The organism is Clostridioides sp. ZZV15-6598 (genome assembly GCF_020657705.1).
GTDB classification, from domain to species: domain Bacteria; phylum Bacillota; class Clostridia; order Peptostreptococcales; family Peptostreptococcaceae; genus Clostridioides; species Clostridioides difficile_F.
The window spans coordinates 1-205 of record NZ_JAGWCS010000401.1; the positions used below are offsets into that span (position 1 = coordinate 1).

The 205-nt window shown below is 23.4% G+C and carries 1 protein-coding gene; it reads left to right on the forward strand.

What is annotated here, in order from left to right; translation table 11 throughout:
* On the forward strand, positions 1 to 205 hold a 205-nt coding region (locus tag KGF50_RS22240), incomplete at both ends, for a helix-turn-helix domain-containing protein (RefSeq protein WP_227850031.1).

Sequence of the window (205 nt, forward strand, 5' to 3'; positions counted from 1 at the left end):
AATGTACTAATAAAAAACAGCAAGAGTTAATTAACAAAACTTTTGGATGTTGTAGATTTGTATATAATAAATATCTTGCTAAAAAAATAGAAGTTTATGAAAATGATAAAGAAACTTTTACTTATAAACAGTGCAGTTCTGATTTGACCAATTTAAAAAAAGAATTAGATTGGCTTAAAGAACCTGACAAATTTTCACTACAAAA